Here is a 22,743-nt window from a genome sequence, read left to right on the forward strand (position 1 = left end):
AATAAGAATCGGAGGTGGGGGCCATATGGGGACAAGCGTGCTCGCGCAGCCGCGCAACGATTGGGACTCTTTATTGAAGGAAGAGCATGAGAAACCTTACTTTATAGAGTTACTGGATCGCGTCGAAGTACAATACCGGGATCACGTTGTTTATCCGGCACGGGCGGATGTCTACCGGGCGCTTGAGCTAACGCCGTACGAGAAGGTTAAGGTCGTTATTCTCGGCCAAGATCCTTATCACGGACCGGATCAGGCACATGGACTGAGCTTCTCCGTGCGGAAGGGCGTGAAGCTGCCGCCTTCTCTTAGAAATATTTTCAAAGAGTTGCAGGACGACATAGGGTGTCCGGTTCCCGATCACGGCTTTTTGGAGCATTGGGCGAAGCAAGGAGTGTTGCTCCTCAATAGCGTGCTGACCGTAATCGAGGCTAAGCCGAACTCCCATCGCAAGCTGGGTTGGGAGAAGTACACGGACAAGATAATAAGTCTGTTAAACGAGAGGGAAACGCCGATCGCTTTCGTATTGTGGGGCAAACACGCGCAAGAGAAAGGCCGTTACATCGATGGATCGAAGCATCTGGTGTTGAATTCCGTTCACCCGAGTCCATTGTCCGCTTACGGCGGATTCTGGGGCAGCAAGCCTTTCTCGAAGTGTAATGAATTTCTTAGAAGAGAAGGGCTGAAGGAGATCGATTGGCACATTCCAAGCGTGGAGGACAAGCCGTGAGTACCGCTAGGTGGCTGACGCCGACGTCGGGTTATTTACAAGGCTATACGCACACCTTGAATCCTTATGTCGGATGCTCGTTCGGTTGCTCCTATTGCTATGTACGCCGTATGCCGATCGGACTATTCCGAAGCGAGCCTTGGGGAAGCTGGGTCGACCGGAAAAAAGCCGACCCCGCTACGCTGCGCCGAGAGCTGGCCAGAGCGAACGGCAAAGGACCGGTAACCATATTCTTTTCTTCCGCTACCGACCCTTACCAGCCTCTGGAAGCTACTGCCGGTGTCACTCGTTCCTTGCTTGAGGCGCTGGCCGATGAGCCGCCGGCCTTTACATTGCTGCAGACAAGGAGTCCGCTCGTCACCCGAGATATAGACGTGCTGTTGCGTCTGCAAGGCAGGTTGAGGGTCAGCTTGACCGTAGAGACGGATAGGGAGGACGTAAGGAAGGTTTTAACGCCATATGCGCCGCCGTTAGCCGCGCGTTGGAAGGCGTTAAAGGAGCTGAGAGAGGCGGGAATAGACACGCAAGCAGCGGTGTCTCCGGTTCTTCCGTACTCTCCCGATTTTGCTCGCATGCTGGCGGATGCCGCTCCGAGGGTCGTGGTGGACGATTACTTCGGCGGCGACGGGAGCGGAGGGAGAAGGAGCGAGGCTCTCGGAATGAGGTCCCTGTACGACAAAAACGGATGGATCTCGTGGTACGATCCATCCGTTGCGGAACGATTGTCGATCGAACTCCGGGAACTCATGCCGGAGAAGGCGATCGGGATTAGCGCGGCGGGTTTCTCGCCGCCAAGCGTTGATACCGATTAGCCCGGGAAAGGTACCGTTGTGATAACCTGGCTCAATACGGCTTTGAAGTTGGAAGGGATGTAAGTGACCGCTTTGACTTCGGTAATGACCTGCGGGTACATTTTATCCGGGTCGGGTTGAATCGCTCTCCATTGAATGACGGCCTCGCCTTTAGCGAATTGAATGCCCGTAATTTCGAAGCCGTAGCCCGGATGAGGCGCGGTTGCGGATAAAGTTACTTTCGTAACGGCGTCCGATTCCTTGTCGGAGGACAGCTTCACGTCCGTTAACACGGGCGGTTCCGGCTCGGTGATCGGTTTCGGAGCGTCCTTGATGAATTTAGCCGTTCTCTCGATCATGACTTTGGCGACGCTGGATGTCATGTAGCTCTTAGGATAAAATTTCTGCTTGTTGTCCAACGTGGCGATCTTGGCGATCAAAAGCTTCTGGATGCTGTCCATATAGCCGCTGGTCACTTGCTTCTCATCGGCGATGGAGACGTAAAGGTCGATCCAAGCAAATTCTCCTTTATGGCTGAGGGCTCCGAATAGCCACTTGGAGAACTGCTCGCGAGTTACTTTAGCTGCGGGGTTGATGTCTTTAGGAAGTTCTAAACCATTGAATTGCGCGATGATGAAGTCGCCCGAGTATGGTGCGTTATTCTTCACATTGGTATAGTAGTCGCTTGCCTTGGGCTCTTTGATAAAGCGAATAGTATCGATGTTCAAGCCCAAGCCTTTCACGATCATGCTAACGGCAGTCGATACGGTAATGCTGTTCTTGGAGTTGCTTTGGTGATTTCCATTGTTGTGCGCGTATGCCGATCCGCTGACGGCCATCGTAAGAATGGTAATCAGCATTAGCAGCATGAACGGTTTCTTCATTAGTTTACTCATCTGGATATCCCTCCGTGTTTCTTTTGTCGTTTCCCTATCGGGATAACCCCTAGACGCGAAATGGTTGGTAAATGTTGCGTTTTAATCTATTTATTCCACTGACTGCGATCATAATAATAGAAACAATGACGAGTCGGGCGGCAGTTCGATTACTCGAATAATTCATCCATCAATTGTTTGGCTTCGGTCTTTCTCTTCGCGGTTTCATGGGCATCCACCCGTATTGCTCCGTTCTCGATAATAATAGCGTCCCCGACCTTACATTCCTCGGGTAAGAACGACTTAAGGATATTCCTCGTCGTTCCTTCGGTCTCGATAACGACCCATTCTCCTTCAAACCGATCGATAATGCCGCGTTCCATTACTTCACCTTCAAAAAAGAGATTTTTTTGCCGTCGCTGACGGCCGTGACGGTTCCGTTAAGGTCGGTTCTATAAACCGAAGCTTTCGCAGCTTTAAGCCGGTTTAATATGGTTGCTGCGGGATGTCCATAGCTATTCTTGCCTACGCTGATTACCGCATACTTGGGAGCAACCGCTTTAAGGAAAGCGGGACTGGTGGACGACACCGAACCGTGGTGACCCGCCTTCAAGACGTCGGCTTTTAGCGCAAGCTTGCCAGCCAGCATATCTGTCTCCGATCTCTTCTCCGCGTCGCCCGTAAACAAAAATTTATTAATGCCGTAGGTCAAATGCAATACGGCGCTCCAATCGTTAAGGTCGTCTCCGTAAGCGGCAACCGGTCCAACGAAACGAGCCGTCACGCCTTTCAACGGGAGCAGGACGCCGGCTTTGGCTTCTTTGATCTTCAAGCCTTCTTGTTTGACCGCGAGCAGGAAATCCTTGAACGTGTCCGTCGTGTGCGATACCTTGGGCGCATATACGTTCTCGACCTTAAAGTTCCGCAGGACGGTATCCAATCCTCCGACGTGATCCGCATCGGGGTGGGTAGATATCATGATTTCGATATCGTCGACGCGAAGCTGCTTCAGGTAATCGACGACGACGTCTCCGGCTTCGTTCTTGCCGGCGTCGATAAGGATGTCATCTCCCGCGGCCGTCCGAATGTACGTGGCATCGCCTTGTCCAATGTTGAGGAAGTACACGGAAAGCTTGCCTTTCGAAGCAACTTTGATCTTATCCGCGACCAACGTTGCGTCCGAAGAGTCGTCGTCCGTTTCTTTGGCAGGATCGGGAGTTTCGGCGGTCGACTCTGCAGGTTTTATCGTCCCAGCGGCATTATGATAGTGGTATTCGCCGTCCGCGAGTCCCCATTTCGCGCAATTCGTGCGGCAAGTATGACCGCCGTTGGCGTCGGTGCGTCCAGGGTGCGCCATCGATACGGCCGTATTCGATAAAAGCATGGATATAGTTAGTAATGCAAAACAGATTTTGCGCATGGGAGTGCCTCTCCTCTATAATGGCGAATATATCCATCTTACATGGATCATCGGTCATTACAAAGTTAAAATTTATCAATAACGACGGAAACGACAAAAAGGAAGCTTGAGCGGGTCAAGCTTCCCGTTGTTGCTCGTTCTAATGGACATCTTGTGCGTTGGGTGGACTTCGAATGCCGATTAACGGGTAGGCGCGGTGTCGTTCACGTCGTTGAAAAATTTGAATGCGTAAATCGCGCAGATTCCAACGACGATATAGATGAAACGGGATGCGCCTGCATCCTGGCCTCCGAAAATATCCGCGACCAAGTCATACTTGAATAGTCCGATCAAAAGCCAGTTGATTCCGCCTATAATCAGTAAAGCGAGAGCCACGATGTTTAACGTTTTCATTTCAAGCCAGCTCCTCTTAGCAAGTATTGGGTATTCATTAAGAACCTTCCCAAGTCCCGCCAAGATTATGCACGGCTTCATTTGACCGTCTCCGCCGTGCGGCTGTCCACATCCTCCTCCACCGGCATTTCCGAAAAGAAGTCTTCAAGATGAGCGACTGCCAAGTCTTCGGCCATTCCAATTACCTTCATAAAGTAATGAAGCATATGCTCGTAAACCGATTCATACTGCTGAAGCTCATCTGGATGCTTGATGGCGTAGGCCATGTGCTGGCTAACCAGCATATTAGTTAGTCGTCTCATGAAGAAGATTATATCCGGTTAAACAACCGCACGATAGAGGGTTTTATTGTCGAATAAACGGAAAGAGTAGGGGGGACTAACCCTCATTTTGCTCTATCGCTTGAATGATTTCGAACTGTTCATCTTCATCGCTTTTGTCAGCCGTAAGATCGGCTGTTTGCTTGTCTTCGGGTTGATTTTCTTCGTCGTTTACTGAATGGCTTTCGGTCATTGGGATGTCTCCTTCGCTGGTCGGATTTGATACCACTAACATGCTTGACTATCGGATTGCCTTTTATTCATGCGATATCGAGAAACTAAAAAGAAGCCTTACCGAAGTAGGCTTCTCTGAATTTAAGTATGGTGATCTGAACAGGGATCGAACCTGTGACCCCCACCCTGTCAAGATGGTGCTCTCCCAGCTGAGCTATCAGATCATATTCGTTTAGCGGCGACAGGTAATATCATACCAAGTCACGGAATTGAAGTCAACCTAATTCTCGTAATTTTTTTTACAATATTCACGCCAACAATTCTAGGCATTATTTCAAGCCAAATAGGGATGTTTCCCATAAGGCCGACGTACAAATGTACTAACGGAAATCGGCGGGAGGAACGGCTTATGAGGGATGCGGCATTATTGGCGGTATGGTTAATCGGGACATTTGGTTTGATCGGCGTCGTTATGGCAGCGCTTGCCCGGTTCGTAGAACGGGATTCTATGGAGTACGATAAGCAATTTACATGGAAATCGTTCTCATCCTGGACCGAACGCAATCCGGGCAACAAGAAGTAAACCTCTTTATATTTTCCGATAGCAGCAAAAGAGCGATCTTAAGTCTGCCGACTAAAAACCGCCCACGATCGATCCCATTATTCTTCTTCGTCCCATTTGCGGGAGTAAGCTTTCTTGGTTGCCCAGAGGACGACCCAGATGAGCAATGCGGCAATAATGCCTCCGATGATAAACGTAGCAAGCAATGAGTGTCTTCCTTTCCGGATGTTATTACTCCATGATACCGAATTGGCGGGCAAAAGTTAACGGGTTCAAATCGTAGGCTTTCTGTTGTTCAATGAATGACATATGGCCCGTGTGTCCGATGAATTCCCGTTGATCATCCCCGTAATGCATAAGATATACCCGTTCTTGAACGGATTGGCGTAAGGTGAGCAGCTGCGGTAAGCAGGCATGGACGACTCCCGGGGGATGCAACTGACAGTCGTGGAAGATGACTTGGACCCCGCGATTGTCGACCAAGTCGTCGAGTAAATCTGCATCGAATACCATGTCTCCCGAGTAGAAGAAAAACTCATTGAACAGCAGGGAGTAGCTCCGTTTATTCGGGATATGCTTCGTAGCGATCAGTTCTACGCTTAATCCGGGTACGAGCTCGTGCGCAACGCCTTCATTCAAAGGCCTGACGTCGAAGAAATCCTCCAGCGTTTCGGTAGGATCCTGCTGCAATCCGCCCTTAAGCGAGTTTTCCCAAAGCGTGCCGACTAACGCGTCCGCTAAATATAAAATCGGCTTGCGGCCGAATATGAACTTCATTTGAAAAGCCAGCTCTTCCAGTCCTCCGATATGATCGGCGTGAATATGGGTGATCAGGATGGCATCGAGGTCGTTAAAGCTATAGCCTAGTTCGTAAAGCGCTTTAGGAGCTGTAATTCCGCAATCGACCAATACGTTAAGGCCATCGACCGTAAGCAGTGCGTTGTTATTATTGAACGCTTTGGCAAAGGCGCTTCCCGTACCTAACATCTGAATCTTCAAATCGATACCTCCTAGCCATGGATGCGGTTTCTTTTCGACAATAGCTTTTACCAATGTACCATAATCTACCTCGTTAAGTAAGAAGAATACGGAAAAAACCTTAGCTGCTTCGGTGACGGTCTAGGCTTATTTCGCATAGTCTGAGGGGGAGATATTTCCACCCATGCGTTTGCGAAAGGAAGATCCCGATGGCGAAGGTCAATAAGAAGAAAAAGTCGGCCGCCGCGGCCGAACAAAAAAGGGCGCAGATGAAAATCGTAACCTCAGAAGTCTGCGCCGTTTGCAAAACTCCTTGCACGAGAGGCTTAGCTTATCTCGAGAAAATGGGAGAGCCCGGAGAGGTCGGTTACGGAGTTCCGTGCGTCTTGACTCTGCCTGGCAGAAAGCCGTAAAGCCATATAAAGAGGGGCTTGTCGCGCCAAGCATTTCCCGGGTAAGCGCAAGCTTCGCCACGATGCGACAAAACGGCGCCGAAGCCCCGGAAAAAACAGGTTAATTTTTTTGTTTTCCCGCGCAACTTTCCGTCCGACGGTCGGTATAACCAAATACAGACAAGAATGCGAGTCGGTGAAGACGGAGGATGCTAATAATGAAGGTCCGTAAACTTGCGCTTTTAACTTTGGCGTTGACATTAATTTGCGGTGGCGTAGCTTATGCGGATACCGTGTCGCAGAAATTGCGCGTACTGGTAGTGAACAAGAAATCCGAGAGCTACAACGGTATTATCGTTGACAATAAAGTCTACGTTCCGGTCGATCTGATTACCGACAAGCTTCAGGGAATCGTGATCACGGACGAAACGGACAATAAAGTAACGATATACAAGCCGAACGTGCATATGGTAACCAGCAAGAATAAAGGAATCTTCGGCGACGTCGAGAAAGGCGCCAAGGTCGATTTTTTCACGCATATCCAAGTCGACTCGTTAAAAGTAGATATTAACGCTTTGAAGCTGACTATCGTGGATCCCTATGGCGAGGAAACTTTAATAGAGTCGCGCAAGGCCGGAGACAGCGACTTCCCGGAAAGAGAGAACATCTGGATGTCGACGAAAGAGTTTTCCTACACTTTCAGTTCTACCGGGACGTACACTCTTCGATTCTACGTTAAACCCGTAGGACAGTCCTCTTTCCAAGTGATTTCCGAGAAATCGATCGCCTCCAAGTAATCGTCCATACGCAGCGCCCAAACCGAATAGTCGGGATGGGTGCTTTTTCGTTTGACCCTCGATACGGGAAGTGATACGATACGTGGGTAGGTAAATTCAACCGATTGAACGGAGGTTCCCCACCATGAGCGATCATGTCCATGATGAGAACTGCGAGCACGACCACGATGAGGAAGCCGTATTCATCGTAACGGACGAGGACGGTAAAGAGCACGAGATGGTGCTCGTATACAGTTTTGAATCCAATAACCGCGCTTATGCCGTTCTATTGGATCGTAACGATCCAGAGGACGACGGCGTCATTTTCCGAGTCGAAGAAGAAGGCGAAGACGAAATCCTCGTCAATATCGAAGACGATCAAGAATGGGAAACGGTTATGAAGGTATATGAAGAGTTGGCTGCCCTCGAGAACGAGAACGGATAAGCTAGCTATCGTCATCTACATTAATGAAGAACAAGTGAAGCCTCTTACGGTTGTAATAAACCGGAAGAGGCTTCATGTATTATCGTAGTTAATTTTTATTTGCGCGGATTGAAGAAGATAGTCCTGCCGTTGAACATTTTTACTTCGGCCTGCAACTGCTTGCCGATCCACTTGCAAAGCTCGTTCGCCTTTGATTTGTCTCCGTGGGTAGAGTCGCTCGGCAGTACGAGATGAATGTAAGGCACGACCGCCCCGTCCGTCTCCCGCTGGCCGGTTCCGACGACGATATAGCGATATTGCGGATTGATTCCCTTTAGATAGAACCATTGATCTTGCGCTTCGGGTTTACTCTCTATGCTGTAAGGGAAAGCGGCTTCCGCGTAATCCCATCCGAGCTGCTGGCCTGTTAACGTCATCTGTTCCCGATAACGATGGAGCTGTTCCTTCACTCCGTTCAGATCGATTTCGGCAACGGTCGAGCCTTGAACAAGAGAAATGTAAGCGCTTTGACTCATCGGTTCCACCCCCACGCCCATGATAGCATTTCCGGTAATCATTGGCAACGGTTTACCGTGACCGGTAGGGAAGAATGGGCACTTCGCCTGATTGATATGTACAAACCGCGCATGTTAAAATAGACATAATATTCAGATAATTTAATTCGAGCCGGGAGGGAAGCAAATGCTTGAGAACCTCTACGATGTGATCGAATCTTCCAATGTTAATTTCGTCGGCTGCATCTCCGAAGAGAGCCGTTTTGATTTCGCTATCGTGTACACGAGCCACTTTTTCGGAAAACCTCTTGTCGTATGCATGCAAACAGGAAGATCATCTCCTTTGAGCGCGGATGATCTGGGAGACACCGAAATTCTCCGTACGCGATTCCTCGTTTCAGCCGAAGCAGCGGAAGAGCTCGGCAGCTTGCTTCGCGGCCGATTACCCAAATTAGAAATGCAGGATCAGTATTAAGCAATCAATAGAATTTGAAAGGTCCGGCTCGCGCAAAGCGTGAGCCGGACCTTTTCATATGACCTTTATGAGATAGCGGTTTCTTCCAAGATCACCTTTACGTTGGTGACGGACCGGTCTTCGGGACCTTTAACCGGTAAGCCTACTTCGAGATGATCGACGATATAGTCGATGTTTTCTTGCGATATGACTTCGCCCGGGAGCAAGATCGGGATGCCCGGCGGGTAGACGTAGATGAATTCGGCAATGATCTTGCCGGCCGATTCCTTGAACGGTACGAGCTCGGTTTCACCGTAGAACGCATCGCGCGGCGTTAGGGCGAGATGGGGGATTTCCGGAATTTTCACGACCACTTCGAGAATTTCCCTATTATCTGCATGGTAGGCATCGGACATCGCTTGCAAAGCTTCCAAGAGGATGGATATCGATTCCTCGTCGTCTCCTGGGGTGATCAAGCAAAGAATATTGTACATATCGCTCAACTCGACTTCCAAGCGGAAATGCTCGCGCAACCAATTTTCCGCATCGTAACCGGTAATGCCCAAGTGGCGGACGTGAACCGTGAGCTTCGTCGGATCGTAATCGTAAGTCGCTTCCTCGCCAAGCAGCTCCTCCCCGAAGCTGTATAACCCCTCAATCTTATTGACCGCCGTCCGGGCTTTTTTCGCCAGATTCAACGTTCTTTCCGCGATTTCTTTCCCGTGGATGGCAAGCTGCCGACGAGCCGTATCTAAGGAAGCCAGAAGAGGATAAGAGGTCGAGGTCGTCATCAATAAGCTAAGGATCGTCTGCACGCGGTGCGGATTGACCAAACCCTTGCGTACGTTGAGAACAGAGCTCTGGGTCATCGACCCGCCTAGCTTATGAATGCTGGTTGCGGCCATATCGGCACCGGCTTGCATAGCCGATAAGGGCAACTCGTCGGAGAAATGAATCAATGCGCCGTGAGCCTCGTCTACGAGTACCGGAATATCGTATTCGTGAACGAGGTCTACGATTTCCTTGAGGTGTGTGCAAACGCCGTAATAGGTCGGGTTGATGATCAGAACGGCGGAGGCATCCGGATGTCGTTCCAATGCCCTCCGAACGGACCGCGTGGTTACCCCGTGATCGATTCCGAGGTTCGTGTCGCGAACGGGAGAGAGAAAGACCGGACGGGCGCCGGCGAAAATAATAGCGGATAAAATCGACTTGTGAACGTTCCGCGGCACGATGATTTTATCTCCATGGCTGCATGCGGACAAGATCATGGTCATGATGGCCGTACTCGTGCCTTGCACGGAGAAATAAGTCGCATCCGCGCCGAACGCGTCCGCGGCCAGCTGTTGCGCTTCGAGAATGACGCCGACGGGCTGATGCAAGTCGTCGAGCGGAGCGATATTGATCAAGTCGATGTCAAGGATATTTTGGCCGATATAGTCACGGTATTCGGGATCCATTCCGGCGCCTTTCTTGTGGCCCGGAATGTGGAATTGCACCGGATTTTGTTTCGCGTGTGAACGCAACGCGTCGAATAAAGGAGTACGATTATGATCCAAGAGAAGTTCACTGCCTTTCTCATACGTGCTTCAAGTAGGTTTGAACGCATTTGTGCAAACAAGCATGAGTATAACAAAAATAGGGGGGAAATCAACCGCTGTCTATTTCGATCGGAACTTGTCACGAAAACGTCAACGAATCCGATTTGGAACATAGCGTTCGTTATGCTACCATCAAATGTAGAATGTTAACGCGAATGATATCCTTTATTGTAGTAGACAGAGGAGAGAGAATTTTCCGTGAAAAGCAAATTAGCTATCGTAGGACTCATGCTCTTTACGATTTTTATCGGTTTCGGCATCATTATTCCGGTATTGCCTCAATTGGTGACCGAAGCGAGCAAGGAGTCGGCGAATTGGCATACGGGCGCGATGTTGGCGGTCTATTCCTTGATGTCTTTCCTGCTCAGCCCTCTCTGGGGGGGATTATCCGAGCGTATCGGACGCCGACCGGTTATTATGATGGGAGTATTGGGATTCAGCATAAGCTTCCTATTGTTCGGCATGTCCGGTGAAAATCTAGCGATCATGTACGCGTCTCGGATATTGGGAGGTTTGTTCTCCGGAGCCGTCGTCTCGTGTATCGTCGCTTACGTCGCGGATATTACGACCGAAGAGGAACGGACGAAGGGAATGGCGGTCGTCGGAATGAGCATCGGCCTCGGCTTTACGTTCGGCCCGGGCTTCGGGGGCTTCTTAAGCGAGATCCAGATTCACACGCCGTTCTACGCGGCTTCGGCATTATCGTTCGTCGTGTTCATTGCGGCATTCTTCAAGCTTCCGGAATCGCTGCCTCCGGAGCGCCGGGCATCGAAAGAAACGAGCAAGCGCGTTTCCCGCTGGACTGCCTTCCAAGGGCCGCTTAAGTATTTGTACGTGCTCGCCTTCTTCGTAACGTTTTCATTGGCCATCCTAGAGGCGACCCTTCAATTGTTCGGAATGGAGAGGTTCGAGGTAACGCCACTGCAGATCGGAATGATGTTTTTCTTCTGCGGCCTGGCGGGTGCTCTCGTGCAAGGCGGAATCGTTCGACGTCGGGTGAAGAAAGGTCAGGAAAGCCAGTACATCGCCATCGGATTGGTCATTTCCGCCGCCGGTTTCTTCTTGCTTCTTACCGCCAATAGCTGGGGGATGGCCACGGTCTATCTGTGCATTTTTGGAATCGGCAATTCGCTCATTAAACCTTGCGTCACTTCGCTGATTACTCAGAAGACGACGGTCGGCCAGGGAATCGCATCCGGACTAAGCTCTTCCATGGACAGCCTGGGTCGGATCGTCGGTCCTCTGCTCGGGGCAGCGTTGCTGGGCGCGACTTCATGGCTGCCTTTCGTCGTATCGGGCGTGTTATCACTTGCCGCGCTAGGGTTGTTGGCTCAATACCGCAGCCAGGCTCGTCAGAAGGTGCATGCTTCCTGATCGACGTTTCCGCCCTCGATGATAAATCGGAATATACGTACAAAACCGGAGGTTCTCGCCTCCGGTTTTTTGTATTATTATTTAGCTTCAATCCGGCTGCTAAGGCCATGCAGGATGTATTGCACGGTAGCTTCCCTCTCCAGGGAGTCGTCCCAGCCGGTAGGCGCGAATAGAAAACGGACGATTAAATAACCGAAAAGGGTAGATCCGACTAGCCGAACCGCAGTCAGTGGAGGGACTTCGACGATATGGCCTTGTTCCCGGTAATGATTTACGACGTTGGTGATCTTCCGCAACACGCGATCGGCGACTTTGGATAAAAATTGCTCCCGCAGCTCGGGATGGAACGGCACTTCTTGCAGCAGAATTCGAATCACTTTAATATTCTTTTCGGCGAAAGCGATCCGATTGTCCAGAATTCCGCGAATGAATCCTTCGAAGGTCGGATGCGGATTGTCGATCAACGGATAGAGATCGCGTAATACGAACGGTTCGATAAGTCTCGCTACGAAGGGGGCGACGATCGAGTAAAGCAAGTCCTTCTTCGTGCGGTAATGTCGGAATATCGTACCTTCGGCAACCCCAGCGCGCTGCGCGATTTCGCTAGTGGCCGCGCCGGAATACCCTTTCTCGGCGAATACTTCGACCGCGGCTCTCAATATCCGCGATTGCTTGTCGGTCATCCTCTCTCCTTCATGCTTCTCCAGAAGCTCCTCAAGCCACTGTTCCAACGGGTCTTTCATCTTACGCACCTCCCGTCATGCCGTAGACATGCTCTATCGCTCATTATATTCGACGGTGTTTGCGCAGCGCCAGCACGTTCAACGAAGCGAACAATACGGCAAACCCGAGCAACGCGCCGGAATCTATCCAAATTTCGCGCCATCCGTCTCCTCGTAACATGATTCCCCTAAGGGCATCCGCGCCGTAATAGAGCGGGAGCGCCTTTCCGACGGCTTGCAGCCAATCGGGCATAGATTGAAGATCGATAAGGCCGCAGAAGAATATTTGAGGAACGACGATGAGCGGAATGAACTGGAACATCTGAAATTCGTTCTGGGCGTATGCGGACAATAACGTACCTAAAGTAAGAGCGGCAAGCGCAAGCAAGAGATTCATGAAAAGCACCAGAAGGAAGGAGCCCTCGAGGGCAATGCCGAGAACGCTGGTCGAATACCATGCGATGAGCGTAGCCTGCAGCAGCGTGAACAGGCCGAAGCCCAGTAAATAACCGGCAACGATTTCCCATCGTCGAAGGGGCGTGGCAAGCAGCCTCTGCAAAGTTCCCGTCGTCCTTTCCCTTAAGAAAGATACTCCTGCAATCAGGAAAACGAAGAAAAAGGAGAAAAAACCGACGAGCACGGATCCGTAATAGTCGAAAATATCGCGGTCTCCCGAGCCGTGCAAATACGAGAGGGCGGGCTGGATGCCGGAAATGCCGGTAAGCTGTTGCAAGGCTTTCTGCGCAACTTCCATGACGCTGCGTATTTTCGACGGATTGCTGCCTTCTAGCGTAATATGCGGCTGCAATCCCTTCAGGGATAGCACGGCATCAAGCTCGGCTTCGGCCATTCGATCCATTGCCGTCCGTTCGTCTTCGTATGGAATCACGACCGCGCCGTTCTTCTGCAACGATTCGATGACGGGAGAAGGAAGCTTCACCGCTCCGATTCGAGGATCGACGGCCTGACCGTCGAACACGAATTTCATTAGCGTCAAGACGAGAAGTGGCGCCAGCAACATCAAGGCCAACGTTCTCTTGTCTTTAATGAACTGACGGACGATCCGAAATGCGAGGGCTTGGATTCTCATGCGACACCTCCGCGGAAAGCAATGAAGGCATCTTCCATGCTGGATGCCTGCGAGTCGGCCTTTAATTGCTCCGGGCTGCCTAAAGCGATTACCTTCCCGTCGCGGATCATGGCCAATCGGTCGCATTTCTCCGCTTCGTCCATGACGTGAGTCGTAACCAGCATCGTCACCCCTGCGCGGCGCAGGTTATCCAATTCGTCCCAGATCGATTTGCGCAGCACGGGATCGATGCCCACGGTCGGTTCATCCAGGACGAGTACTTCCGGCCCGTGCATCAGCGCGACGGCGAGAGACAGTCTTCGCTTCATGCCGCCTGAGTAGAGCTGGACGGGCTTCTTCAAATCGTCCGACAGCTTCACCAATTCGGCGACTTCCTTTATCCTGCTCTTCAACTTAGTGCCGCGCAGACCGTAGAGAGCGGAGAAGAACTCCAGGTTCTCTTGAGCGGTCAATTCCCCATAGAGAGCGTCGGATTGCGCCATATACCCGATCCTGCTCAAGATGTCGAGCTTCGGCATTTTCTCCCCAAGCAGGGTGATGGTACCGCCGTTCGGAATATCGAGTCCGGTTATTAAGCGGACTAGCGTTGTTTTCCCCGAGCCCGAAGGACCGAGCAAACCGAAAATTTCTCCTTTTCTTACCGTTAAGGAAATGTCGTCCAGCACGGTTCTTTTGCCGAATGAACGAGAAACATGAACGGCCGCGATACAATCGGAATGAGAATCGTCATTGGGTTGCGTAACTAGATTCATTGGTCATCCCTCCATCAAAATGAGTGATTACTCACTTTTTATTATAAGTTTTACTGGATGATATTGTAAAGGATTGCGGTTCATATTCCGTTCATATTTATCGCTTATGTTAGGCGAGAGGCGACGGTAAGGTAACCGCGGCCCGACGACGAATCAGACTTTAGTCTAGGTTTAAGTCCGGTCTCCGGTCGTTTCCAGAGATGGCGAGGTATCCGTTATGCTAATTCAAAGAAAGATTCAATGGAGTGGAAGGGGAAAATAACAAAGTGAAAAGTATTATTAACGGAGCGTTTCGCAACAAAGCGGCTATGATCATCATCGTGATCATGGTACTTGCCATGGGAATTCTGAGCTACACGAAACTCCCGATGGAGTTTCTGCCGGAGGCCGATAATCCTCAGGTAACGGTATCCGTCATTGGACCGGGATACGACGCGTCCTCGATGGATAGAGAGGTCACGGGCAAGCTGGAGCAATCCTTGTCCGCGATTAAGGGAAAGACGAACGTATTCTCCACGTCCGGTGATGGCTTCTCGCAAGTCAACTTGAACTTCGATGCCAACACGGACATGAAGGAAGCGAAGCTGGAGGTCGACAAAGCGGTCAGCGCCGTACAGCTGCCGGCTAACGTATCTCCGCCTTACGTCATTCAGTTCAACACTTCGATGATCCCGATCTCCTTCGTCACGCTTACTTTCGCGGACGGCGTCAGCGATGCGCAGAAGGAATTGCTCGAGCAGGATGTTCTCGACGCATTCCGAGCCATAGACGGCGTCGGGGAAGTGCAAATGTCAGGCAAATCCCAGCCTAAGGTCAGCATCGTTCCGGATGCGGATAAGCTCGCCGCCAAGGGCGTTCCCGTGCAGGCTCTGTACGGAGTGCTTCAAGGCAGAGACGCTTCGGCATCCGTCGGCGAGAGCACCTTGGACGGCCAAATCGTTAACTTGAACGTATCGGCGAGTCTACAGGACGTCGAGTCTTTGAAGAAGCTTCCCGTAGCCGATGGCGTAAAGCTCGGCGACGTCGCGGAAGTGAACTTCGACGATGCGAAGGAAAGCACGTTCCGCATTGATGGCAAAGACGCATTGGAGTTCATCATCTCGAAGGGAGCTAACTCCAACGCGGTAAAAGTCGGAGACGGCGTGGACGAAGTCATCAAGACCTTCAACGAAGAAAATAAATCCGTCAACATGAAAATCATGATCAGCACGTCCGAGCAAGTCGTTCATTCGGTTAACAGCATGATGAGGGAAGTTCTGCTCGGAGCGCTGTTCGCAACGATCGTGATCCTGATTTTCATGCGTAACGTTAGGGCGACTTTGGTCACGATCGTGTCGATTCCTCTTTCGTTGGCCATGACGCTATATTTGCTGGATTTATCTGGAATTACGCTTAACATTCTGACGCTCGGAGGCGTGGCGGTTGCCGTCGGACGATTGGTCGACGATAGCATCGTGGTCATCGAGAATATTTTCCGCCGACTGCAGAAGGAGAAGTTCTCTTCAGAGTTGATCATCGACGCGACGAAAGAGGTCGCAAGGGCCATTACGGCATCCACGCTGACTACGATCGCGGTTTTCTTGCCGATGAGCTTGCTCAGAGGCGGATTGCAAGCATTCTTGCTTCCGTTCGCGCTAACGATGACTTATTCGTTGTTATCGTCGCTGCTTGTCGCTTTAACGATTATCCCGTTAATGAGCGCGGGCGTATTGAAAAATTCGACGATCAAAGAGCATCAGCCTTCCAAACGTTTCGTGAAGCTTCTCGAGTGGAACCTGCGTCACAAGTGGCTTCCTATCGTCGCAGCATTCTTGCTTTTGATCGGATCCATCGCGACATACGTTGCTATGCCTAAGGGTGCCATCGATTCCTCGAGCGCCGAGAATCTTACCGTAAGCATGGAATACAAACCGGATACGCCTATTTCGGAAGTCATGGAGAACGGCAGCAAGCTTGAAGCCTTCTTAATGAGCAGGGAAGAAGTAGAGTGGGTTACGTTGACTAACGGCAATAGCGCCGACGCCGCCAAATACGGCGCGGTATCGTCCCCGACGCTCGTATCCTACATGCTTAAGATGAAACCGGACGCGGATGCCGAGAAAGTCATGGAAGCCGTTAAAGCAGAACGAGACAATTACCCCGGCGCGGAAATCAATACGGGGACGGGGAATTTCTTGTCCGGAGGCAGCTCCACTCAAGTTTTCGTCGACGTAACCGGGAATAATCTAGAAGAAATCGGCAAAACGGCGGACGAAGTCGTCGCTAAGATGAAGACCGTCAAGGACGTTCTGAAAGTGGAAAGCAACCAAGAAGAGAAGAAGACGGTATACACGCTTGAGGTTAACCCAACCGAAGCGAAAGCCGGAGATATCGCGACGCAGTTACAAGGCATGCTGAACTCCGTTCCTGTCGGAGCGATCACGGTGGAGGGCCAGTCCGTACAAGTACTGCTCGAGCCTTCCTTGAAGCCTACGTCCGAGAGCGATCTGTCGTCGCTTACGGTCATGACCGATACGGGGCCCAAACCGGTATCGAGCGTAGCGAAATGGGTTAAATCGGAACAATCCACGACTTTCTTCCACAAGGACGGGAAGAGCTACGTACGGATATCGGCTTCCGTGGAGCCATCCCAATTGTCCAAGGTCGGGACCGCAATCAAGTCCGAGCTCGCGGACGTGAAGCCGCCTGAAGGCGTTGAATTGTTCGTCGGCGGAGCGTCCGCGGATCAATCGGCCGATATGATCAGCTTGTTCATGATGATGCTCGTATCGATCGGAATCGTATACTTGATCATGGTTATTACATTCAAGACATTACGTGCGCCGCTCGCCATTATGACATCCATTCTCTTCGTGCCGATCGGTGCCGTACTAGGCTTGATAGTCACCGGAGTAACTCCCGACTTTACGGCAATCTTCGGAGTCGTCATGCTCATCGGTATCGTCGTCACGAACGCGATCGTGCTCATCGACCGCGTGAAGCATAACGAAGAGAAGATGACGATTCGCGAATCGTTGCTGGAAGCTGCGGGAACCCGCATGCGTCCGATTCTGATGACGGCCATCGCGACCGTAGGCGCCATGCTGCCTCTCGTGTTCGGTTCTTCGGAAAGCGGAAGCATCGTTTCCCAGAGTCTCGCCATCGTCGTTATCGGCGGCTTGGTCGTATCCACGCTGCTGACCTTGGTCATCGTTCCTTGCATCTATGAGTTGCTTCACTTCCGCAAGTCCGCTCGCCAGCGTAAAGCCGCCGCGACGGCGATGCGCGAAGCAGCCATCACGCAATAAAGCAATTCCCGTAACGAAAAGGGGATGTTCCCCAAGGTCATAACGACCTTGGGGAACATCCCCTTTATATAACGAGCGAACGGGATAACGTCTATTAAGCGAACGACATTTTATACAAGGGCAGCAGCGTCCGGAAGGTGTCGTCGACGAGTCTCAGGAACGCTTCGCCGTTCGCGAGAACCGGATCTCCACGTTGAATGTGAATGCCGCAGGTCAACTCCGAAGCTTTAACCGTCTTCAGCCGCAGCATGAAGTCCGCAAGCTCGTCGTCCGATAGCTCGCTATGGATATGCCCGGCCGGAACCATATGATCCTTCGACCAGACGAAGTGATTCGGAACCGCTTCGCGAACCGATTCGAGCTCGTCGAGCGCGCGTTCGGCGAAGACGTTCTTGTTCGGACATTCATATATGATGGCGAATTGGACGAATACGTGGGTAGACCAAAGTCCGATTTGAAAGTGGGGATGCGCTTTATAACCTCTTTTGTTATTGGCGAAGGCGACCCAGGAATCGTTCGGCGCGTTAACGGTTCTCCGCGCGTGCTTAGCTACGTGGGTGAACATTTCTTCCTCGCACAGTTCGGACAGGGATTGCGAAACCCGTTCCCCGATCAGGTTGAATTTCGGCCGTACTCTATCGATCAACGCTTCCATTCGAGCTTCAAGGCCTTCGATCTCGAATACTTCGAAATCCCGCTCGTCAAAACCGTTAAAAACTTCGATCATAGCTGTGCTCATGGATGATTCTCCTTGCTTTCGGTGATGGGATTATCTCGCGAGTTTAACACTACCGCCCGCATACGCGCAACGTCGGTTTCGGAACCTGCCCTTTCCGTGTAAAAATAGGAAGGAAAATAGTCAAGAAACCAAGTTGCCAGAACATAAGATGGAGTATAAGATAGTAGTAAGCCACAATATTCAGACAATTCGGTCAATATCTCAAGCCGTGCGTTTAGTGCAGGAGGGGGGATGGCCGTGAACCGCAGTCATGAAGTGGAATATTGCAACCTGGAGCTTCGTTTCGATCGCCGACAAATCCAGAATCTGATCCGAGAATTGATCCAGGACGGTTATTCCTTGTATTGGAACGAGAACGAGCATCAATTCATCGTTTCCGTACGTACGGGACGAAAGCTGCTCAAGCTCAGATTTCTAAGGGTGCTTAATCGTTACAAAATGGTAGGAGACTATCTGGTCAAGGATGAGAAACTGGCCCAATGGATCGAGAAGCTCATCAACGATTCCCGCGGCCACGCCATTGTTAAACGGTTCCAAGACCGTCAAGTTCTTAGGATCGAGAACATCATGTTCGGTGAAATTATCCGTCTCGTGGAGGTGTCCGGCATGGAACATCGGATTATTTTTCAGAAAAGACCGCAAGTTACGGTAGAAGACATGGTGCAAGCTTTCAAGTCCAAGAGAGCCGAGCATCGAGCGGGAGTATTGCGTCTTGAAATCGATTACGAGCTTGCCGTTCTTCACGAAGCGATCGAGAGCGGATGGACCGAAACGATCGAGTCTAGCAAGGAGAAGCTGAAAGGCATGCGAACCGAGATGCTGATGTTGGAGCTCTAACGATGAAGCGGCAAACCTATATAATACGAAAGCGGAGCTCCTCTAAGAGGCAGCTCCGCTTTCGTATTATATAGGTAATATAGCTTAAGACGGTCACTCTTCCGAATTACGCTTGAGTGAATTCCAATTCGATATGGACTTTGATCGCATCGCCGATCAGGATTCCGCCGGTTTCCAGCGCCGCATTGTAAGTCAGTCCGAATTCGGAGCGGTTGATGGCGCCGGAAGCAACGACTCCGAACTTGGTATTGCCCCAAGGATCTTTGGCCGGACCGGCGATCTCGGTGTTAAGCGTGATCGATTTCGTAACGCCGGCAATCGTGATGTCGCCGGTTAACTTATATTCCTCGCCGCCTTTGGATTCAAGAGCGGTTTTCTTAAACGTGATGTTGGGGAACTGCTCGGCGTTGAAGAAATCCGGGGATTTCAGATGACCGTCGCGTCCTTCATCCTTAGTGTTGACGCTGTTGACGTCGATCGTAACCGTCGCTTCCAATGAAGGAAGGTTAGCGGGATCAGCGGAAACAACCGCATCGAAATCGTTGAAGCTGCCGCGAACGTTAGTAATCATCATGTGGCGAACGCTGAAAGTAATGCCGCTATGCGCTTTGTCGAATACCCAATTAGTAGCTGCCATAATTAACACTTCCTTTATTTATTATATTTACTATTAAATAATAAGTAACAGGAAAATGCAAGGGGAAATTTGGAGATCGATGGAAAATGAAATGTAGGTTTTCTTCTTCGATCAAAAAGAGTACAATAGTTTTATTGTGAAAATTTTGTATTAAAGGATGAAAAAAAACATGTCGAATGCAAACATTGGCGTCGTCGGCTTAGCCGTAATGGGTCGTAATCTTGCTCTCAACATCGAGAGCCGCGGATTCACCGTCGCGGTATATAACCGTTCGCGCGAGAAAACGGACGATTTATTGAATACGGACGGTCAAGGCAAGAAGCTCGTAGCTGCTTACTCGGTCGAAGAATTCGTGAATTCCTTAGAGAAACCCCGCAAAATTCTGATCATGGTTCAAGCGGGCGCAGGTACGGACGCAACGATCGAATCCCTTATTCCTCATCTGGATCAAGGCGATATCATAATCGACGGCGGCAACGCTTATTTCCCGGATACGCAACGCCGCAGCAAAGATTTGACGGCGCAGGGCTTCCACTTTATCGGAACGGGCGTATCCGGCGGAGAAGAAGGCGCGCTTAAAGGCCCGTCCATCATGCCGGGCGGACCTCTTGAAGCATACCGTCTCGTGGAGCCAATCCTTACGGGAATTTCGGCTAAAGTAAACGGAGATCCTTGCTGTACATATATCGGGCCGGACGGCGCCGGACACTACGTTAAAATGGTGCATAACGGAATCGAATACGGCGATATGCAGCTGATTTGCGAAGCATATCAATTGTTGAAGGACGTTCTTGGCGTATCTACGGACGAACTCCACGGAATTTTCGGAGAATGGAACAAAGGCGAACTCGACAGCTACCTTATCGAGATCACGACGGATATTTTCTCTCAGAAGGATCCCGAAACGGGCAAACCGATGATCGACGTTATCTTGGATGCCGCCGGGCAAAAAGGAACGGGGAAATGGACGAGCCAAAGCGCGCTCGACTTAGGCGTACCTCTTTCCATCATTACGGAATCCGTATTCTCCCGCTTCCTCTCCGCCATGAAGGAAGAGCGCGTTGCCGCAAGCAAAGTGCTTAAAGGACCTCAAACCAAGCCGTTCCAAGGCGATAAAGCCGCGTTCATCGAGAGCGTGCGCAAAGCCTTGTTCGCAAGCAAGATTTGTTCGTATGCCCAAGGATTCGCGCAAATGCGCGCCGCTTCCGAGGAATACGGCTGGGATCTGCGTTATGGCGATATCGCGATGATATTCCGGGGCGGCTGCATCATCCGCGCGCGCTTCCTGCAAAATATCAAAGACGCTTACGACCGCGAACCCGAGCTTCGCAACCTGTTGCTGGACGAGTACTTCAAAGGCGTAGTGGAGTCCTATCAGGATGCATGGCGCGAGGTCGTATCCACGGCGATCGCATACGGCATTCCGGTGCCTTCGTTCGCCAGCGCGATCGCTTACTACGATAGCTACCGTTCGGAACGCCTTCCGGCCAACCTGCTTCAAGCGCAACGCGATTACTTCGGCGCCCATACGTTCAAACGTCTGGACAAAGAAGGCTCGTTCCACCACAACTGGATGAACTCTTAATTCAGTCGCGAGGCAGATGTTCCCTTAGCATCGTTCGAAAGCATGCGGTCTCATGATTGCTAGGACTACGACGATGCAAGAGCAACAAAGCCATATCCGCGAAACAGGCAAAATGGGCAAGCAGCTGTGGCCGATCGAGCCCCGACCATTCGGGAGCTCCGTCGGCCACTTTTTTCTTGATGAAGCCCAGCGCCCATAGCACGTCTTCCCTGCATAACGGGTAAGAGGGATCTAATAATCGACGAAGCGGTTGTTCGATCGATTTGGGATTTCGGTTATTATCCAAATGCAGCATCACCTTTGACGAGGGTTCGTACACTCCGTGCACTATCAAAGTTACGGATAAACTCGTCGTTTTATACCTTAGGATCGGTATGATATGATATAAAAAGCGTAAAAACAAGGAATGGGGAGCTCTTGTTGAACGGAAAAGACACTAGCCGCAATATCATCATCGTCGGTTTCATGGGAACGGGCAAATCGACGGTTAGCCGGTTGTTGTCCGAGCGTCTTGGTTGGGAGAGCATCGATACCGACGAGGAAATCGAGAGAAGAGCCGGTCTTTCTATTAAGGAAATGTTCGCGGAGCAAGGGGAAACGGTCTTTCGCGATTGGGAAAGCCGAGTGCTGAAGGATGTGCTCGAACAGGGTAAGCTGGTCGTGGCGACTGGCGGGGGGGCCGTGCTTAGAGAGAGCAATAGGAGACGGATGCTGTCGGGAGGTTGGGTCGTCTGCCTAACGGCGGACAAGGCAAGCTTGATCAGCCGAGTGACGAGTGCCGCGGCGGCGGGATCGAGACCGCTTCTGGCCGGCGATGCGGAGGAACGCGTCACCGCCTTGCTGGAGTCTAGGCGGCATGCCTACGACTTCGCGCACGCGACGGTGGACACGTCCGATCGAACGCCTTCCGAGATTGTCGATCTTTTGATCAATTGGTTGCCCAGGTCATGGAGTTAGGGTAGATTCGTCCAAGCAATCATGCCGCCGATGAGGTTGGTCGTTCCTTTGTATCCAAGGGAGGACAAATACTGGCAGGCTTGATCGCTACGATAACCGCTGCGGCAGATGAAGATGACTTCTTCTTCTTTAGGGATCTGGTCCAACTGTTGCGGAACTTGCCCGAGCGGCAGATGAAGGGCACCGGGAATCATGCCTTGGGCGACTTCCTCGTCTTCGCGCACGTCTATAAGATGAATTTTTTCTCCGGCATCCAATCTTGATTTCAGCTGTTCCGGGGTAATGGTCGTATAGGAGCTCATAATCGGCCAACCTTTCTTTTTGAATATAGGTTCATCATAAGAATTGAGCATGGGGATGT

At 51.1% G+C, this 22,743-nt stretch carries 28 protein-coding genes and 1 tRNA gene; 12 read left to right on the plus strand and 17 right to left on the minus strand.

Annotation, left to right across the window (positions count from 1 at the left end):
• Positions 1-25 precede the first annotated feature (25 nt).
• Positions 26-727: a uracil-DNA glycosylase gene (locus DFP95_RS01645; RefSeq protein WP_115990814.1), complete on the plus strand. Its 702-nt coding sequence runs from the start codon at positions 26-28 to the stop codon at positions 725-727.
• Positions 724-1,539, plus strand: a complete 816-nt coding sequence (locus DFP95_RS01650) for an SPL family radical SAM protein (RefSeq protein WP_115990815.1) — start codon at positions 724-726, stop codon at positions 1,537-1,539. The genes DFP95_RS01645 and DFP95_RS01650 overlap by 4 nt, the downstream gene beginning before the upstream one ends.
• Here the strand turns inward: DFP95_RS01650 and DFP95_RS01655 are convergent.
• The 7 genes from DFP95_RS01655 to DFP95_RS01680 all read right to left on the minus strand — a co-directional run bounded on the left by DFP95_RS01655 (position 1,536) and on the right by DFP95_RS01680 (position 4,924).
• A complete protein-coding gene (locus DFP95_RS01655; protein ID WP_115990816.1) occupies positions 1,536-2,414 on the minus strand; it encodes an S-layer homology domain-containing protein in 879 nt (292 codons plus the stop codon). The genes DFP95_RS01650 and DFP95_RS01655 overlap by 4 nt on opposite strands.
• Positions 2,415-2,563: 149 nt before the next feature.
• The gene (locus tag DFP95_RS01660) at positions 2,564-2,776 is read right to left on the minus strand and encodes a DUF3006 domain-containing protein (protein WP_115990817.1); all 213 of its coding nucleotides are present in this window, start codon (positions 2,774-2,776) and stop codon (positions 2,564-2,566) included.
• On the minus strand, positions 2,776-3,813 hold the full coding sequence (locus DFP95_RS01665; protein ID WP_115990818.1) for an MBL fold metallo-hydrolase: 1,038 nt from the start codon (positions 3,811-3,813) through the stop codon (positions 2,776-2,778). The genes DFP95_RS01660 and DFP95_RS01665 overlap by 1 nt, the downstream gene beginning before the upstream one ends.
• 180 nt (positions 3,814-3,993) lie before the next feature.
• Complete coding sequence (locus tag DFP95_RS01670) at positions 3,994-4,206, minus strand: DUF378 domain-containing protein (RefSeq protein ID WP_115990819.1); 213 nt, start codon at positions 4,204-4,206, stop codon at positions 3,994-3,996.
• A gap of 77 nt (positions 4,207-4,283) precedes the next feature.
• Complete coding sequence (locus tag DFP95_RS01675) at positions 4,284-4,508, minus strand: hypothetical protein (protein ID WP_147304118.1); 225 nt, start codon at positions 4,506-4,508, stop codon at positions 4,284-4,286.
• Positions 4,509-4,584: 76 nt separating this feature from the next.
• Entirely contained in the window at positions 4,585-4,719 is a 135-nt protein-coding gene (locus DFP95_RS29580; RefSeq protein WP_281273385.1) for a hypothetical protein, read from the minus strand.
• A 129-nt stretch (positions 4,720-4,848) separates the two neighbouring features.
• Positions 4,849-4,924 (minus strand) — tRNA-Val (locus DFP95_RS01680).
• Positions 4,925-5,109: 185 nt separating this feature from the next.
• Here DFP95_RS01680 and DFP95_RS28760 point away from each other — a divergent pair.
• Positions 5,110-5,283: a hypothetical protein gene (locus DFP95_RS28760; protein ID WP_181907213.1), complete on the plus strand. Its 174-nt coding sequence runs from the start codon at positions 5,110-5,112 to the stop codon at positions 5,281-5,283.
• Positions 5,284-5,493: 210 nt separating this feature from the next.
• Here the strand turns inward: DFP95_RS28760 and DFP95_RS01685 are convergent, their stop codons facing one another.
• Positions 5,494-6,267 (minus strand): MBL fold metallo-hydrolase, encoded by a 774-nt coding sequence (locus tag DFP95_RS01685; RefSeq protein ID WP_115991328.1) that lies wholly within the window; start codon positions 6,265-6,267, stop codon positions 5,494-5,496.
• Between the two features lie 182 nt (positions 6,268-6,449).
• Here DFP95_RS01685 and DFP95_RS01690 point away from each other — a divergent pair, with 182 nt between their 5' ends.
• From DFP95_RS01690 to DFP95_RS01700, 3 genes are all read left to right on the plus strand, one after another.
• Positions 6,450-6,653 carry a hypothetical protein gene (locus tag DFP95_RS01690; RefSeq protein WP_115990821.1) on the plus strand — a complete coding sequence of 68 codons (204 nt, stop codon included), beginning with the start codon at positions 6,450-6,452 and terminating at the stop codon, positions 6,651-6,653.
• A gap of 197 nt (positions 6,654-6,850) precedes the next feature.
• Positions 6,851-7,429, plus strand: a complete 579-nt coding sequence (locus DFP95_RS01695; RefSeq protein ID WP_115990822.1) for a copper amine oxidase — start codon at positions 6,851-6,853, stop codon at positions 7,427-7,429.
• Between the two features lie 124 nt (positions 7,430-7,553).
• Positions 7,554-7,853 carry a DUF1292 domain-containing protein gene (locus tag DFP95_RS01700; RefSeq protein ID WP_115990823.1) on the plus strand — a complete coding sequence of 100 codons (300 nt, stop codon included), beginning with the start codon at positions 7,554-7,556 and terminating at the stop codon, positions 7,851-7,853.
• A gap of 95 nt (positions 7,854-7,948) precedes the next feature.
• On the opposite strand, the gene DFP95_RS01705 is transcribed toward DFP95_RS01700, so the two are convergent.
• Positions 7,949-8,368 carry a DUF1885 family protein gene (locus DFP95_RS01705; RefSeq protein ID WP_115990824.1) on the minus strand — a complete coding sequence of 140 codons (420 nt, stop codon included), beginning with the start codon at positions 8,366-8,368 and terminating at the stop codon, positions 7,949-7,951.
• Positions 8,369-8,534: 166 nt separating this feature from the next.
• Between DFP95_RS01705 and DFP95_RS01710 the strand changes: the two genes are divergently transcribed.
• A complete protein-coding gene (locus tag DFP95_RS01710; protein WP_115990825.1) occupies positions 8,535-8,822 on the plus strand; it encodes a DUF3055 domain-containing protein in 288 nt (95 codons plus the stop codon).
• Between the two features lie 65 nt (positions 8,823-8,887).
• Here the strand turns inward: DFP95_RS01710 and DFP95_RS01715 are convergent, their stop codons facing one another.
• Complete coding sequence (locus DFP95_RS01715) at positions 8,888-10,360, minus strand: aminotransferase class I/II-fold pyridoxal phosphate-dependent enzyme (protein WP_115990826.1); 1,473 nt, start codon at positions 10,358-10,360, stop codon at positions 8,888-8,890.
• A gap of 240 nt (positions 10,361-10,600) precedes the next feature.
• Between DFP95_RS01715 and DFP95_RS01720 the strand changes: the two genes are divergently transcribed.
• Positions 10,601-11,776 carry an MFS transporter gene (locus tag DFP95_RS01720; RefSeq protein WP_115990827.1) on the plus strand — a complete coding sequence of 392 codons (1,176 nt, stop codon included), beginning with the start codon at positions 10,601-10,603 and terminating at the stop codon, positions 11,774-11,776.
• Between the two features lie 77 nt (positions 11,777-11,853).
• Here DFP95_RS01720 and DFP95_RS01725 read toward each other — a convergent pair whose 3' ends face one another.
• From DFP95_RS01725 to DFP95_RS01735, 3 genes are read right to left on the minus strand one after another with little or no spacing between them, the layout of a single operon-like run.
• Positions 11,854-12,519, minus strand: a complete 666-nt coding sequence (locus tag DFP95_RS01725) for a TetR/AcrR family transcriptional regulator (protein ID WP_115990828.1) — start codon at positions 12,517-12,519, stop codon at positions 11,854-11,856.
• A gap of 43 nt (positions 12,520-12,562) precedes the next feature.
• Positions 12,563-13,588 carry an ABC transporter permease gene (locus DFP95_RS01730; protein ID WP_115990829.1) on the minus strand — a complete coding sequence of 342 codons (1,026 nt, stop codon included), beginning with the start codon at positions 13,586-13,588 and terminating at the stop codon, positions 12,563-12,565.
• Positions 13,585-14,340: an ABC transporter ATP-binding protein gene (locus DFP95_RS01735; protein WP_115990830.1), complete on the minus strand. Its 756-nt coding sequence runs from the start codon at positions 14,338-14,340 to the stop codon at positions 13,585-13,587. Before DFP95_RS01735 ends, DFP95_RS01730 begins: the two co-directional genes overlap by 4 nt.
• Positions 14,341-14,606: 266 nt before the next feature.
• Here DFP95_RS01735 and DFP95_RS01740 point away from each other — a divergent pair, with 266 nt between their 5' ends.
• Positions 14,607-17,627 carry an efflux RND transporter permease subunit gene (locus tag DFP95_RS01740; RefSeq protein ID WP_281273386.1) on the plus strand — a complete coding sequence of 1,007 codons (3,021 nt, stop codon included), beginning with the start codon at positions 14,607-14,609 and terminating at the stop codon, positions 17,625-17,627.
• A gap of 94 nt (positions 17,628-17,721) precedes the next feature.
• Here the strand turns inward: DFP95_RS01740 and DFP95_RS01745 are convergent, their stop codons facing one another.
• Positions 17,722-18,366 (minus strand): YktB family protein, encoded by a 645-nt coding sequence (locus DFP95_RS01745; protein WP_245987288.1) that lies wholly within the window; start codon positions 18,364-18,366, stop codon positions 17,722-17,724.
• Between the two features lie 237 nt (positions 18,367-18,603).
• Between DFP95_RS01745 and DFP95_RS01750 the strand changes: the two genes are divergently transcribed.
• Positions 18,604-19,203 (plus strand): hypothetical protein, encoded by a 600-nt coding sequence (locus DFP95_RS01750; protein WP_115991331.1) that lies wholly within the window; start codon positions 18,604-18,606, stop codon positions 19,201-19,203.
• Between the two features lie 106 nt (positions 19,204-19,309).
• Here DFP95_RS01750 and DFP95_RS01755 read toward each other — a convergent pair whose 3' ends face one another.
• Complete coding sequence (locus DFP95_RS01755; RefSeq protein WP_115990831.1) at positions 19,310-19,840, minus strand: YceI family protein; 531 nt, start codon at positions 19,838-19,840, stop codon at positions 19,310-19,312.
• A 169-nt stretch (positions 19,841-20,009) separates the two neighbouring features.
• Here DFP95_RS01755 and gndA point away from each other — a divergent pair, with 169 nt between their 5' ends.
• A complete protein-coding gene (gene gndA / locus DFP95_RS01760) occupies positions 20,010-21,425 on the plus strand; it encodes an NADP-dependent phosphogluconate dehydrogenase (RefSeq protein ID WP_115990832.1) in 1,416 nt (471 codons plus the stop codon).
• 1 nt (position 21,426) lies between these two features.
• Here gndA and DFP95_RS01765 read toward each other — a convergent pair whose 3' ends face one another.
• Entirely contained in the window at positions 21,427-21,711 is a 285-nt protein-coding gene (locus DFP95_RS01765; protein ID WP_425453218.1) for a hypothetical protein, read from the minus strand.
• 134 nt (positions 21,712-21,845) lie between these two features.
• Between DFP95_RS01765 and DFP95_RS01770 the strand changes: the two genes are divergently transcribed.
• Positions 21,846-22,382 (plus strand): shikimate kinase, encoded by a 537-nt coding sequence (locus tag DFP95_RS01770; protein WP_245987290.1) that lies wholly within the window; start codon positions 21,846-21,848, stop codon positions 22,380-22,382.
• Here the strand turns inward: DFP95_RS01770 and DFP95_RS01775 are convergent.
• Entirely contained in the window at positions 22,379-22,684 is a 306-nt protein-coding gene (locus DFP95_RS01775) for a rhodanese-like domain-containing protein (RefSeq protein ID WP_115990833.1), read from the minus strand. The genes DFP95_RS01770 and DFP95_RS01775 overlap by 4 nt on opposite strands.
• Between the last annotated feature and the right edge of the window lie 59 nt (positions 22,685-22,743).

This window comes from Cohnella lupini, from assembly GCF_003386205.1.
GTDB classification, from domain to species: domain Bacteria; phylum Bacillota; class Bacilli; order Paenibacillales; family Paenibacillaceae; genus Cohnella; species Cohnella lupini.

Excerpts from the sequence above, each read along its gene's own strand:
- DFP95_RS01725 (WP_115990828.1), bottom strand. The coding sequence starts at position 12,519 with ATGAAAGACCCGTTGGAACAGTGGCTTGAGGAGCTTCTGGAGAAGCAT.
- DFP95_RS01735 (WP_115990830.1), bottom strand. The coding sequence starts at position 14,340 with ATGAATCTAGTTACGCAACCCAATGACGATTCTCATTCCGATTGTATC.
- DFP95_RS28760 (WP_181907213.1), top strand. The coding sequence starts at position 5,110 with ATGAGGGATGCGGCATTATTGGCGGTATGGTTAATCGGGACATTTGGT.
- DFP95_RS01675 (WP_147304118.1), bottom strand. The coding sequence starts at position 4,508 with ATGAGACGACTAACTAATATGCTGGTTAGCCAGCACATGGCCTACGCC.
- DFP95_RS01700 (WP_115990823.1), top strand. The coding sequence starts at position 7,554 with ATGAGCGATCATGTCCATGATGAGAACTGCGAGCACGACCACGATGAG.
- DFP95_RS01690 (WP_115990821.1), top strand. The coding sequence starts at position 6,450 with ATGGCGAAGGTCAATAAGAAGAAAAAGTCGGCCGCCGCGGCCGAACAA.
- gndA (WP_115990832.1), top strand. The coding sequence starts at position 20,010 with ATGTCGAATGCAAACATTGGCGTCGTCGGCTTAGCCGTAATGGGTCGT.
- DFP95_RS01710 (WP_115990825.1), top strand. The coding sequence starts at position 8,535 with ATGCTTGAGAACCTCTACGATGTGATCGAATCTTCCAATGTTAATTTC.
- DFP95_RS01730 (WP_115990829.1), bottom strand. The coding sequence starts at position 13,588 with ATGAGAATCCAAGCCCTCGCATTTCGGATCGTCCGTCAGTTCATTAAA.
- DFP95_RS01755 (WP_115990831.1), bottom strand. The coding sequence starts at position 19,840 with ATGGCAGCTACTAATTGGGTATTCGACAAAGCGCATAGCGGCATTACT.
- DFP95_RS29580 (WP_281273385.1), bottom strand. The coding sequence starts at position 4,719 with ATGACCGAAAGCCATTCAGTAAACGACGAAGAAAATCAACCCGAAGAC.
- DFP95_RS01695 (WP_115990822.1), top strand. The coding sequence starts at position 6,851 with ATGAAGGTCCGTAAACTTGCGCTTTTAACTTTGGCGTTGACATTAATT.
- DFP95_RS01665 (WP_115990818.1), bottom strand. The coding sequence starts at position 3,813 with ATGCGCAAAATCTGTTTTGCATTACTAACTATATCCATGCTTTTATCG.
- DFP95_RS01775 (WP_115990833.1), bottom strand. The coding sequence starts at position 22,684 with ATGAGCTCCTATACGACCATTACCCCGGAACAGCTGAAATCAAGATTG.
- DFP95_RS01745 (WP_245987288.1), bottom strand. The coding sequence starts at position 18,366 with ATGAGCACAGCTATGATCGAAGTTTTTAACGGTTTTGACGAGCGGGAT.
- DFP95_RS01660 (WP_115990817.1), bottom strand. The coding sequence starts at position 2,776 with ATGGAACGCGGCATTATCGATCGGTTTGAAGGAGAATGGGTCGTTATC.
- DFP95_RS01655 (WP_115990816.1), bottom strand. The coding sequence starts at position 2,414 with ATGAGTAAACTAATGAAGAAACCGTTCATGCTGCTAATGCTGATTACC.
- DFP95_RS01670 (WP_115990819.1), bottom strand. The coding sequence starts at position 4,206 with ATGAAAACGTTAAACATCGTGGCTCTCGCTTTACTGATTATAGGCGGA.
- DFP95_RS01705 (WP_115990824.1), bottom strand. The coding sequence starts at position 8,368 with ATGAGTCAAAGCGCTTACATTTCTCTTGTTCAAGGCTCGACCGTTGCC.
- DFP95_RS01645 (WP_115990814.1), top strand. The coding sequence starts at position 26 with ATGGGGACAAGCGTGCTCGCGCAGCCGCGCAACGATTGGGACTCTTTA.